This is a genomic window from uncultured Polaribacter sp., assembly GCF_947497695.1.
In the GTDB taxonomy this organism is placed as follows: Bacteria; Bacteroidota; Bacteroidia; order Flavobacteriales; family Flavobacteriaceae; genus Polaribacter.
This window is the reverse complement of the sequence record NZ_CANMHM010000008.1, coordinates 1-12395: the sequence shown is the minus strand read 5'-3', so window position 1 is coordinate 12395 and position 12395 is coordinate 1. Positions and strand designations below refer to the sequence as shown.

At 29.2% G+C, this 12395-nt stretch carries 10 protein-coding genes and 1 tRNA gene; 4 read left to right on the top strand and 7 right to left on the bottom strand.

From position 1 onward, the window contains the following. Positions 1–3: 3 nt before the first annotated feature. Complete coding sequence (locus tag Q0731_RS09325) at positions 4–753, bottom strand: DUF6503 family protein (protein ID WP_299063103.1); 750 nt, start codon at positions 751–753, stop codon at positions 4–6. A gap of 66 nt (positions 754–819) precedes the next feature. Beyond that, positions 820–2586: an ABC transporter ATP-binding protein gene (locus Q0731_RS09320; protein ID WP_299063100.1), complete on the bottom strand. Its 1767-nt coding sequence runs from the start codon at positions 2584–2586 to the stop codon at positions 820–822. Between the two features lie 642 nt (positions 2587–3228). Here Q0731_RS09320 and Q0731_RS09315 point away from each other — a divergent pair. Beyond that, positions 3229–3301, top strand: a tRNA-Gly gene (locus tag Q0731_RS09315). 37 nt (positions 3302–3338) lie between these two features. On the opposite strand, the gene Q0731_RS09310 is transcribed toward Q0731_RS09315, so the two are convergent. Then, positions 3339–3995, bottom strand: a complete 657-nt coding sequence (locus Q0731_RS09310; RefSeq protein WP_299063097.1) for a rhomboid family intramembrane serine protease — start codon at positions 3993–3995, stop codon at positions 3339–3341. A gap of 84 nt (positions 3996–4079) precedes the next feature. Here Q0731_RS09310 and Q0731_RS09305 point away from each other — a divergent pair, with 84 nt between their 5' ends. After that, entirely contained in the window at positions 4080–4958 is an 879-nt protein-coding gene (locus Q0731_RS09305; RefSeq protein ID WP_299063094.1) for a lysophospholipid acyltransferase family protein, read from the top strand. 21 nt (positions 4959–4979) lie between these two features. Beyond that, a complete protein-coding gene (locus Q0731_RS09300; RefSeq protein ID WP_299063091.1) occupies positions 4980–5870 on the top strand; it encodes a lysophospholipid acyltransferase family protein in 891 nt (296 codons plus the stop codon). 134 nt (positions 5871–6004) lie between these two features. On the opposite strand, the gene glmM is transcribed toward Q0731_RS09300, so the two are convergent. Both glmM and rpsA read right to left on the bottom strand, forming a co-directional pair. Continuing rightward, positions 6005–7396 carry a phosphoglucosamine mutase gene (glmM, locus tag Q0731_RS09295; protein ID WP_299063088.1) on the bottom strand — a complete coding sequence of 464 codons (1392 nt, stop codon included), beginning with the start codon at positions 7394–7396 and terminating at the stop codon, positions 6005–6007. A gap of 344 nt (positions 7397–7740) precedes the next feature. Next, the gene (gene rpsA, locus Q0731_RS09290; RefSeq protein ID WP_299063086.1) at positions 7741–9564 is read right to left on the bottom strand and encodes a 30S ribosomal protein S1; all 1824 of its coding nucleotides are present in this window, start codon (positions 9562–9564) and stop codon (positions 7741–7743) included. Between the two features lie 242 nt (positions 9565–9806). Here rpsA and Q0731_RS09285 point away from each other — a divergent pair, with 242 nt between their 5' ends. Further along, positions 9807–10436: a 7-carboxy-7-deazaguanine synthase QueE gene (locus Q0731_RS09285; protein WP_299063084.1), complete on the top strand. Its 630-nt coding sequence runs from the start codon at positions 9807–9809 to the stop codon at positions 10434–10436. A gap of 120 nt (positions 10437–10556) precedes the next feature. Here the strand turns inward: Q0731_RS09285 and cmk are convergent, their stop codons facing one another. After that, positions 10557–11246: a (d)CMP kinase gene (gene cmk / locus Q0731_RS09280; RefSeq protein ID WP_299063082.1), complete on the bottom strand. Its 690-nt coding sequence runs from the start codon at positions 11244–11246 to the stop codon at positions 10557–10559. Between the two features lie 10 nt (positions 11247–11256). After that, complete coding sequence (gene porQ, locus Q0731_RS09275) at positions 11257–12273, bottom strand: type IX secretion system protein PorQ (RefSeq protein ID WP_299063079.1); 1017 nt, start codon at positions 12271–12273, stop codon at positions 11257–11259. Between the last annotated feature and the right edge of the window lie 122 nt (positions 12274–12395).

Below are 12395 nucleotides of genomic sequence, written 5' to 3'. Positions count from 1 at the left end.
AAACTATTTAACTGGCTTCTCAAAAAATGCATCAGAAATTTCACCTGTACTTAACAATGGTAAAGTAAAATCTACAATTTTAGGAGTCGCCTTTAAAACTTCATTTTCATCTTTTTTATACCAAGTAATCTGTTTTGGTAAAACAAATCCGTTTACGTTTTCCCATTTATTATACCTAATAATTTTATAAGTATTACTTGGCTTTTTTGTTTTAAAAGTAACAGTATATCCTAACCATTCCATTTGATACGTTTTTGAATTGTAATACATCATATAATTATCATCAGGAGAAGTGCCCACATTTGCTTTGTAAGATATTTTATATCCAGGATATTGAACTCCATTAAAAGTTAAATCTGCAACTTTTTCATAGATAATTCCATCATCTGCTAAAACAAAAGGCATTGCATAAAAGTAGAAAAAAAGATTGTAGTAAAAAGTTGGGTTTCTTTTAAAAGAACCCTCTATTTCTTCAGCTAACCAAACCTCTTTTCCATCAAACCCCAAAGAATAATTAGAAGTACTTACAATTGTTTTTCTAGAATACAAATCTGCTGTATGAACTTCTTCCTCTAAGTTAAAAGACAAGGTTTTATTTTTTCTCCAAGCTTTAATTCCTCCATGTTTTTCAAAAACCTTTCCTAATTCTGTTGGGAAATTTTCTTTTTTTACTTCAGTAATTGTTTCTTTTTTTGAAACATTATTACAGCAAATAGATATCAAAACTAATAATAACAATAATACTTTTTTCATAAATTGGTATATAGATTTTAGAACGATTTTTAGGCAGTTTTATTTCAAAAACTTAATAATCTTATATTATATCTTAGATTGATAGGTATACAAATCATAATACCTACCTTTAGCTTTAATCAGTTCTTCATGATTGCCTCTTTCTGCAATTTTACCAGCTTCTATTACTAAAATTTGATCTGCTTGTTTAATAGTACTTAATCTGTGAGCAATTACAATGGTAGTTCTGTCTTTTATCAATTCTGATAAACTTTTCTGAATTAAAGACTCACTTTCTGTATCTAAACTAGACGTTGCTTCGTCTAAAATTATGATTTTTGGATTGGCTAATATCGCCCTAGCAATTGCCAAACGCTGTCTTTGTCCGCCAGATAATTTTACACCTCTTTCTCCTATCAACGTATTTAAACCATCATCAAACCTATCTGTAAACTCATTTACATAAGCAGCTTTTACAGCATTTTGTAATTCTTGTTCTGTTGCATTTGGTCTAGGAAATAAAATATTTTCTTTGATAGTTCCTTCAAATAGAAACTCATCTTGTAAAACAACACCTAAATTTTTACGATAACTCGCTAGTTTTACTTTAGACATGTCTTGCTTGTCAATTGTAATTGTACCAGATTTAGGGTTTAAAAATGTTGCTGATAAACCTGCAATAGTAGATTTACCAGAACCAGAACTACCCACCAAAGCTGTTACAGAACCTGCAGGAACCTCAAAATTAATGTTATGCAATACTTCTTTACCTTCTTCATAAGCAAATGAAACATCATCAAAAATAATTTCTCCTTTAATTTTATCTAAAATAATGGTTCTATCTTCATTATCTTCTTCTGCTGGCATATTCATTAATTCTTCTGTTCTATCTAAACCTGCCAAAGCTTCTGTTAACTGACTTCCAATATTACTCATTTGTACAATTGGGGCCACCATAAATGCTAATAGAAAAGTAAACTGTATAAAATCTCCAAAAGTCAACGTGCCTTGCATCATAAAATAGCCACCTAAACCCATAACACCAGTAGTTGCTATGCCTATTAAAAAAGTAGATGAACTGGTCATTAAAGCAGTGGCTGTCATACTTTTTTTAACGTTTGTAAAAATATCTGCAACTCCTTTTTCAAAGATTTTAGTTTCTTGTGCTTCTGCGTTAAAAGCTTTTATAACTCTAATTCCACCTAAAGTTTCTGTTAAACGCCCTTTTACTTCTGCATTAATTTTACCTCTTGCTCTAAAAATAGGACGAATGTATTTGAAGGATTTTAGGGCTATCAAACCAAAAATAGATAAGGGAACAAATGTAAAAACAGTCATCCAAACATTCATTTTTAATAGAATAACCAATGTTAAAATAGCTGTAAAAGAGCCACCAATTAATTGTACCAAACCTGTACCAATTAAATTTCTAACACCTTCAACATCACTCATAATTCTTGATACTAAAGCTCCAGATTTTGTATTATCAAAAAAACTGATTGGCAAAGTGAGCACTTTTTTTTGTACTTGTGCTCTTAATTCTGATATTAAATACTGTGCCTGAATACTCAATACTTTTGTTAACAAAAAAGATGTAATTGCTTGCACCAAAATAGCACCAATTACAATCAATATTAAGTTATACAGTTCATTTACGTTTTTATTAGGTACAACTTCATCTAATAACACCTTACTTTGCAACGGTAGTACAAAGCCAGATAAACTTCTAATAATTATTAATACTAAACCTACAAAAACCAACTTTCTACGAGGCCAAATAATAGTTATAAAAGCTTGTTTTAAAGTTACTTTTGGTTTTTTACTCAGTTTTTTTGATTCTTTAAGATGCTGCATGTTTTTATTTAAAGTAGAAATATATGTTTGTCAATTTATATGCCGTTTTATTAATATATGACATATTTACAAAGTTACAATAAACAAGAAGACCTTAAAACCTGAGTTCAATTAATAACCATCTATTTTAAAGTTGTTGTAATTATCCTGCAAGGTTTCAAAAACGTTTTAAATAGGTTTAAGAGATAATTAATACCATAACGACAAAGAACTTAAAACCTGAGAAATCCTGAAATCAAATCAACTAATTTTTTATGGATCAGTTTTTAACTTTCTAAAATTTAAAACCTTTACTTTTTACATATTATTTTATTGAAATTTATCGATTTAGCTTACACTTACAAACGTTAAAAATTTGTGTTTCTATTTTTTCATAATTTGGAATACTAACAATCAAAATAATGAATTTTCATTAATTTCAGTTAACCTATATTCTTGTTTTTATATAAAAACATAAAAGACAACAATTTTAAAACGCTAAAAATAGTAACTTAGAAAACATTATTTTAATTATAGGAGGCCTAAAAAAAATTAGATACCACATTTTAAACACTTTACAGAGTAGCTAAAAATTTTATTATTTTTTGATGAAAAATTGTTGCAAAAGTCAGAAAAGAGGCTATATTTGCAACTCTTTACCAAGCGAAAGTAGCTCAGTTGGTAGAGCGTCAGCCTTCCAAGCTGAATGTCGCCAGTTCGAACCTGGTCTTTCGCTCAAAAGCCTTATTAATTTTAATAAGGCTTTTTTTATGCTATAAATTTCTTAATTTATCTCCAAAAACTAGTACCAATACAATAGGAATTCCTAATGAAATTACTAACAGTTTATCTGTTGTAAATATAGAAGGATTTAACAATAATGTAAGCACAAAGCCACCAATTGCTCCACCTAAATGTGCAGAATGACCAACATTACCTAATTGCTTTTTCATACCATAAATAGAATATAATAAATACCCTACTCCAAAAATAGATCCAGGAATTGGAATGGGGATGAAAAATAGATATAATTCCATTGCAGGATATAAAAGTATAGAAGAATACACAATACCAGAAACTGCCCCAGAAGCTCCAACAGCAGTGTAATAGGGTTCATTTTTATGGTATTGAATTGTGTATAAACTACCAGCTAATAAACTACCAAAATAGATGATTAAAAAATTAGGCATTCCTAAAATTGTAGCAACAATATCTCCAAAAAGATACAAAGCATACATATTAAAACCAAGATGCATCCAATCTGCATGCAAAAAACCTGAAGTTAGTACTCTAATTTTTTCTCCTGATAAAATAGCTCCTACCTGAAACTTATATTTATTTAAAAAGGCATAATCTTTAAACCCTTTCATAGAAACCAAAACATTGGCTATAATAAGCATTAAAACTGCTTGATTTATATTGTTCATCATACAACAAACATAGTAAATAATAGGCTACAATTGCTATTGGTTTTTAAATTTATATACGATATTTGTGCCATCAAAAAGTACTATATGCAATACATCCTGTTTTCAATTATATATCCTATTATATGGAGCATTTCTAAGCTTCCAATGAATATATTGTATCTAATTTCTGATGGTCTTTATTTTTTAAACTATTATGTTATTGGATATCGAAAAAAAGTAGTAATTAAAAACTTAAAATTAGCTTTTCCAGAAAAAAACAAGGAGGAAATCATTCAAATTAGCAAAGGTTTCTTTAAACATTTAACTGACTTTTTTGTTGAAAGTTTAAAATCTTTTACCATTTCTGAAAAAGAAATTTTAAAAAGGATGCAATACAAAAATATTTCTTTACTAGAAGAACTTGCTAAAAACGGAAAAAGTATTGCTCTAGTAGGAATTCATCAAGCTAATTGGGAATGGCTAACAGGCTTGCCTTTACAAATTAAAAATCCTGCTTTTTTTGCTGCTTATACAAGAGTACAAAATAAGCACTTTGAAAAAATAGTTAAAACTTCTCGTTCTAAATTTGGTGGAACATTATACAGATCTTCAGATACCATAAGAAATATTCATCGAAATTTTAAAAATAACGTTCAGGGAATTTATATTTTATTGAGTGATCAATCTCCTCAAATAAACAAAACTAATTATTGGGCAGCATTTATGGGTGTTAAAGTACCTGTACACACAGGAGCTGAAGCTCTCTCTAAAAAATATGATATGAGTTTTGTATATTGGACTTCTAGAAGGGTTAAAAGAGGTTATTACGAAGTTGAATTCGAATTAGTTACAGAAAACCCCAAAGCGTATAAAAACTATGAACTTACAGATCAATTTTTAAAAATTACAGAGCGTAATATTAGAAATCAACCTGAAGTTTACTTATGGTCTCACAAACGTTTTAAACATAGAAATAAAAGATAGATATAACTCAAAAATAATTGTATGCAATTTATAAGTTTTGCACTTACCTACCCATTCATTTTATTGTTCTCTATACTACCAATGAGAATTTTATATTTAATTTCTGACTTTTTTTTCATCGTAGTTTATTATGTTTTTGGTTACAGAAAAAAAATAGTTCTTAATAATCTAAAACTAGCCTTTCCAGATAAATCTGATGATGAAATAAAAATAATTTCTAAAAATTTTTTTAAGCATTTTACTGATTTAGTTGTAGAAAGTGTTAAGTATTTTTCTATTAGCGAAAAAGAAATTAAAAAAAGGTTTCAATTTTTAAATCCAGAATTGGTAGATACTTATGGTAAAAAAGGAAAAAATATTATTATAGTTGGTGCTCACCAAGCAAATTGGGAATGGTCTACAAGTATGCCCCTTGCTTTAGAAACAACTATTTTAGGTGCTTACACTAGAGTTACAAATAAGTATTACGATAAAGCAATAAAAAAAAGTAGGAAACGATTTGGCATCAATGGGTATAAAACTTCTGAAACTGTAAAAAATATCGAAAAAAATATAGCGAATAATATACATGCTGCTTATATTTTATTGAGTGATCAATGTCCTGCTTTGAGTAAAACTTATTATTGGAGTCACTTTTTTAACATTAAAGTACCCATTCATACAGGTGCAGAAATGCTTGCTAAAAAATTTGACTGTACAATGATTAACTATGTTGCCAAAAAAGTAAAACGTGGCTATTATGAAGTTACTTTTGAATTAATTGCTGAGAAACCAAGAGATTTTAAAGATTACGAGTTAACAGAAAAGTATTTAAAAATCACTGAAAAAAATATTAAGCAACAACCTGAATTCTATTTATGGTCTCACAGACGATTTAAACATAGAAATAGAGTACCAAAAGAGTTTTTATAAAACTATCTGATACTCTATTTTATTTAAAAGACTACTTTTTTAATTGATAAAAATGTTACTATAAAAAAGTAAAAATTTGATTAATTCTTATTCAAATAAAAGAACTATTTATTTTATCAATTGTATTTAAAAAATTATGCAATTATTTCTTTAATTTCATTGATAAACCTTACTGCCAAATCATCTGCTGCTTGCTGAGATTTTGCTTCTGTATAAATTCTAATAATTGGTTCTGTATTCGATTTACGTAAATGAATCCACTCTTCTGCAAAATCAATTTTTACACCATCTATTGTATTTACATCTTCGTTAGCATATTTTGTTGCCATGGTTTCTAAAATTTTATCAACATCTATTTCTGGCGTTAACTGAATTTTATTTTTACTCATAAAATAACTTGGATATGAATCTCTCAACTCTTTACAAGACATTTTACCATTTGCTAAATGCGATAAAAACAAAGCAACACCCACCAAAGAATCACGTCCATAATGAGATGCAGGGTAAATGATTCCTCCATTTCCTTCTCCACCAATTACAGTATTAGTTTCTTTCATTTTGATGACTACATTTACTTCACCTACTGCAGAAGCAGTATAGGTTCCACCATGTTTTTCAGTAACATCTCTCAAAGCTCTAGAAGATGATAAATTAGAAACCGTATTTCCTCCTTTTAATTTCCCTAATACATAATCTGCACAAGCAACTAATGTATATTCTTCTCCAAACATAGATCCATCTTCAGAAACTAAAGCAAGTCTATCAACATCTGGGTCTACAACAATTCCTAAATCTGCTTTTTCTTTTACTACCAGTTCAGAAATAGCTGTTAAGTGTTCTTTTAATGGTTCTGGATTGTGAGGAAATTTTCCATTTGCCGTACAATATAATTCTACACATTCTACACCTAATTTATTTAATAAAGCAGGAATAAAGATTCCTCCTGTAGAATTTACACCATCTACAACAACTTTAAATTTTGCTTTTTTAATGGCTTTTACATCTACTAAATCTAACTTTAAAACTTCTTTAATATGTTTTTTTAAGTATTTTTTATTTTTTTTATATGAACCTAAATCATCTACTTCTGCAAATTCAAAATCTTCACTTTCTGCTAAAGCCAAAATTTGCTCTCCTTCTGCTCCGTTTAAAAATTCTCCTTTTTCATTTAATAATTTTAATGCATTCCATTGTTTTGGATTGTGAGATGCTGTTAAAATAATACCTCCGTCTGCTTTTTCTAATGGTACAGCAATTTCTACTGTTGGTGTGGTAGACAATCCTAAATCTATTACATCAATTCCTAAACCTACTAATGTATTTGCTACTAAGCTAGAAATCATTTTACCAGAAATACGTGCATCTCTACCAATTACAACTTTAACTTTTTTCTTTCCTTTGTTTCTTTCTTTGATAAATGCTCCATAAGCAGCTGCAAATTTTACAGCATCTATTGGTGTTAAATTATCGGCTGTTTTACCTCCGATAGTTCCTCTTATTCCTGAAATTGATTTTATTAATGTCATATTTTAATAGTGTCTTTTTTAGCTCCACAAATATAATTTTATTAAATGATTAAATAAATTAGTAAGTAGTAAATTTTGATATTGCTATTGGTTAGCAAAAGTGTGCGTTAGGGATTGAAACGGCATCCTTTTTGCTTTTTTTGCAAAAAGATATAGTGGAAAGCCCGACCTTTTTAGGGAACGCCCAAAAAATAGTTGGCAGTAGTCAGTGTTCAGTGTTCAAAAATAAAATATTGTAAAGACACTTACCAATCTAATTTTAAGAACCTTGTAAAATAGAAAAAGCCGATACAAAATGTATCGGCTTTTAGATATTTTAAATATTAGCTTTTACTAAAAAGAAATTACTTTTTCTTTTTTGCTCCTGCTTCCATTTTTTCTTTAAGAGCTGCAAGACCTCCAATGTCACCTAAAGTAGTTTTTTCTACTTCTGCTGCTTTTTTAATAGCTGCCTTAACATTTTTCTTCTCTTGTTCTTTAAATAAAGAGGTATGAGATACAACTACTCTTCTGTATTCTTTAGAAAATTCTAAAACTACAAATTCTATTGTTTCTCCTTTTTCGATTTTAGAACCGTCTTCTTTTTCTAAGAAACGTGTTGGTGCAAAACCTTCAACTCCGTCAGAAAAAGTTACAACTGCTCCTTTATCATTCTTTTCTTTTACAACACCTGTGTGCTTAGAACCAATTGCATAGGTAGCTTCATGTGCATCCCAAGGGTTATCTTGAGTTTGCTTATGACCTAAGTTTAATTTTCTGTTCTCTACATCTAATTCTAATACTTGTACTTCTAGCTTATCACCAACAGTAACAAAATCTGATGGATGCTTCACTTTCTTAGTCCAAGATAAATCTGAGATATATACTAAACCATCAATACCTTCTTCTAACTCTACAAACACACCAAAGTTAGTGTAGTTTCTTACTGTACCAGTATGAGTTGAACCAACAGGGTATTTAGTTGTAATATCTGTCCAAGGATCTGGGTGTAATTGCTTGATACCTAAAGACATTTTACGGTCTTCTCTATCTAAAGTTAAAATTTGAGCTTCTACTTTATCTCCAACTTTTACGAAATCTTGTGCAGAACGTAAATGCGTTGACCAAGACATTTCAGAAACGTGAATTAACCCTTCTACTCCTTGTTCTACTTCTACGAATGCTCCATAATCAGCTAAAACAACAACTTCACCATTTACTTTATCTCCAACTTTTAAGTCTGTGTTTAAAGCTTCCCAAGGGTGAGCAGATAATTGTTTTAATCCTAATTGAATTCTAGATTTGTTATCATCAAAGTCTAAAATTACAACGTTTAATTTTTGATCTAATTCTACAACCTCATTTGGATGATTGATTCTAGACCAAGATAAATCTGTAATATGTACTAAACCATCAACGCCACCTAAATCTACAAAGACTCCATAAGAAGTAATATTTTTAACAATACCTTCTAATACTTGTCCTTTTTCTAATTGACCAATAATTTCTTTTTTCTGTAATTCAATATCAGCTTCAATAAGTGCTTTATGAGATACAACAACGTTTTTAAATTCGTGGTTGATTTTAACAACTTTAAATTCCATTGTTTTCTCAACATATTGATCGTAATCTCTAATTGGCTTTACATCAATTTGAGATCCTGGTAAAAATGCTTCGATTCCGAAAACATCTACAATCATACCACCTCTAGTTCTACATTTAACAAAACCGTTAACTACTTCACCAGTTTCATGAGCATTGTTAACACGTTCCCATGCTTTAATTACTCTTGCTTTTTTGTGAGATAATACTAATTGACCAGAAGAATCCTCTCTTTTGTCTACTAATACTTCTACTTTATCTCCTTCTGCTAAACCTTGGTTATAACGGAATTCGTTTAAAGAGATAACTCCTTCAGATTTTGAGTTGATGTCAATAATTGCGTCTCTATCTGTAATTCTAATTACAGTTCCTTCAATTACATCACGTTCATTTACAAAACCTACAGTTCCTTCTAACGCTTTTTCAAACTCAGCTAACTTTTCTTCATCAACTTCATCAATACCTTCTTCGTATTTATGCCAGTTAAAATCTGCTAAAAATTGTTTTGGATCTACAGCAGGAGTCGCTGTTTCTTGTACTTCAGTAGCAACTACTTGCTCTTCAGTGTTTTTTGTTTCTTCAGACATTTCTGAATAATAATTTGTATCTTATTGTTTACCAGATTATTAACGATAAAAACGCAAAGAGTTGTTTTTATAAATTGTTTTATTTAATCCTTTTATAAATCTGTTATCGTAAAAAGGAGTGCAAATTTACAAAAAACATTTGATTTTTAGTACTTTAGAATTAAATTATTATTCCTTTTATTCTTGCTCAACAAAAAACTACCTTTGCATTTTTAAAACCTATTTAGTAGATTTTAATAACGATGGATAAAAAAACAAAAGATTTAGTAGATAAAGGTATAATGCTTCCCTTAATGGAAGAATTTTACACCATTCAAGGAGAAGGTTCTCACACAGGCACAGCAGCTTATTTTATTAGAGTTGGTGGTTGTGATGTAGGTTGCCATTGGTGTGATGTTAAAGAAAGTTGGAACGCAGATTTACATCCTCCAACATTAGCAGATACCATTGTGCAAAATGTTAAAAAATACGCTAATACTGTTGTTATTACTGGTGGTGAACCATTAATGTGGTCTATGGATTATATTACAAAATCATTACAAGAAAATCATATAAAAACACATATTGAAACTTCTGGAGCCTATTCTTTTTCAGGAAAATGGGACTGGTTTTGTCTTTCTCCAAAGAAAACAAAATTACCTTTGACAGAAAATTATAGAGAAGCAGATGAATTAAAAATGATTATTCACAATCAAAACGATTTTATTTTTGCTGAAGAACAAGCTGCTAAAGTGGGTAAAAAATGCCAGTTGTTTTTACAACCAGAGTGGAGTAAAAAAGAAAAAATGACTGAAGAGATTGTAGATTATGTGATGAAAAATTCAAAATGGAAAATTTCTTTACAAACTCATAAATATTTGAATATTCCTTAAAATTATTATTTGAAGCTATTTCCAGCTTTCACTACTCGCTTTTTTTACCTGAAAAAGGTAAAAAAGAGCTCAAACAGACCGTTCAATCTGGGCTAGACTTGTTTGCAAACTTTATTATTATTAAGAAATTCTTTTTTCTACTAAAGTACAAATTCTCTCAAATTGCTCAGTAATTCCCATATCAGAATTATCAAACTCAATAGCATCATTAGCCTTCATTAAAGGAGAATCTTGTCTTGTAGAATCTATTCTATCACGTTCTTGAACATTAAAAAGTATATCTTTAAACTCAACTTTATCACCCCTTTCAATCAATTCTTTATAACGCCTTGTAGCTCTTTTGTCAGCAGAAGCAGTCATAAATAATTTCAATTCAGCATCAGGAAAAACAACAGTACCTATATCTCTACCATCCATTACAATTCCTCTTTCTTTTCCCATTATTTGTTGTTCTGCAACTAACTTTGTTCTAACTTCAGAAATAGTAGACACTTTACTAACTAATTGTGAAATTTCAAGAGACCTAATGTGCTTTTCAACATTTACACCATTCAAAAACATCTCTGCAAAACCTAAATCGTTATTAAGTTGAAAAGAAAGTGAAATGTTTTTTAGGTTAGAAACAAGACCAGAAACATCTAACTTTTCAAGGCCTACAAAATTATTTTGCTTTGCATATAAAGTTACTGCTCTATACATAGCACCTGTATCAACATAAATATAATTATATTTTTGTGCTAATAATTTAGCAATCGTACTTTTACCTGTAGATGAAAAGCCATCAATTGCAATAATAATTTTTTTACTCATTTTATTTTATTCAATCTAAATCAATTAATAAACTAAAAGTACTAGCATTTGTTGCAGAATGAAATTTAGAAAATGCATAATTAAACTTTAATTTATTCATTTTAATTCCAAAACCAAAAGAAAAACCACTAAATGTTCTAACATTTTGTAACTTTAATTCTGCAGCTCTTCTAAAGTTATAACCACCTCTTAAATTTATAACACTATCAGGAAATAACTCAGCTCCTATAACAAAATGCCTCATTGCATTACCTAAAAAACCAATTTCTTCAGAAGTAACATTACCCTCTAAATCTGTAGTATTATCTGATGGATTTGAAGGAGAAATATTCCATTTTTGTAAATTTTCTAAAGTAAAATACCATTTTAAAGGCACATGATCTAATTGATAAGAACCACCTAAAGCTACCTTAAATGGTAAATCTTCCTCAACGCCATTGAAACTTTTAACTTGTTTTCCAAAATTTCTAGCAACTAAAGTAATTACAAAAGGCTTAAAAGGATTATTATATAAAATAGCAACGTCCATTGAAACACCAACTGATGAAAAATTGGCAATAGATGAATTAATAAAACGAATATTAGAACCAAAATATAAGTTTGTCCAAGGAAGATTTCTAGCATAGCCTATAGATATTGCTAAATCACTTGCATTAAAATCACCTGTTTCATTACCTTCTTCATCAGCGCCAATCAAAGAACCATAATCAATGTATTTAATACTACCATGAAGAGTACCAAATCTTCTAGAAATAGTTTTTGCAGAAGAAAGAGAACCAACATTTATACCTGCTAAATAACTAGTATAATTTACAGAAATTTTATTATCAAGTTCATCATTAATCACAGAAGGGTTCCAAATTGGTTGATTCACATCATCTAAAAGGGTTAAAACTTCTCCACCTAAAGCAACCTGTCTAGCAGAAGTAGATAAATTTAAAAATTGATATACCTGTTCTCCTGCTTGTCCGTTACTAGAAAAAGAAGAGATAATAAAAATAAAAAAAAGAAGGTTCTTAAATGTCATTCAGAAAAATAAACTACTTATAAAACTATAACGAAAATAAGAGATTTTATTACAATATATATTAATAAATAAAAGAAAAAAGAAATCTATTTATTCGGAAAAAAAAAGCCTCAATTCGTAAG

Bases quoted from the DNA above. Each gene is read 5' to 3' on its own strand.
- Q0731_RS09325 (WP_299063103.1), bottom strand. From the start codon at position 753: ATGAAAAAAGTATTATTGTTATTATTAGTTTTGATATCTATTTGCTGT.
- Q0731_RS09320 (WP_299063100.1), bottom strand. From the start codon at position 2,586: ATGCAGCATCTTAAAGAATCAAAAAAACTGAGTAAAAAACCAAAAGTA.
- Q0731_RS09310 (WP_299063097.1), bottom strand. From the start codon at position 3,995: ATGATGAACAATATAAATCAAGCAGTTTTAATGCTTATTATAGCCAAT.
- Q0731_RS09305 (WP_299063094.1), top strand. From the start codon at position 4,080: ATGCAATACATCCTGTTTTCAATTATATATCCTATTATATGGAGCATT.
- Q0731_RS09300 (WP_299063091.1), top strand. From the start codon at position 4,980: ATGCAATTTATAAGTTTTGCACTTACCTACCCATTCATTTTATTGTTC.
- glmM (WP_299063088.1), bottom strand. From the start codon at position 7,396: ATGACATTAATAAAATCAATTTCAGGAATAAGAGGAACTATCGGAGGT.
- rpsA (WP_299063086.1), bottom strand. From the start codon at position 9,564: ATGTCTGAAGAAACAAAAAACACTGAAGAGCAAGTAGTTGCTACTGAA.
- Q0731_RS09285 (WP_299063084.1), top strand. From the start codon at position 9,807: ATGGATAAAAAAACAAAAGATTTAGTAGATAAAGGTATAATGCTTCCC.
- cmk (WP_299063082.1), bottom strand. From the start codon at position 11,246: ATGAGTAAAAAAATTATTATTGCAATTGATGGCTTTTCATCTACAGGT.
- porQ (WP_299063079.1), bottom strand. From the start codon at position 12,273: ATGACATTTAAGAACCTTCTTTTTTTTATTTTTATTATCTCTTCTTTT.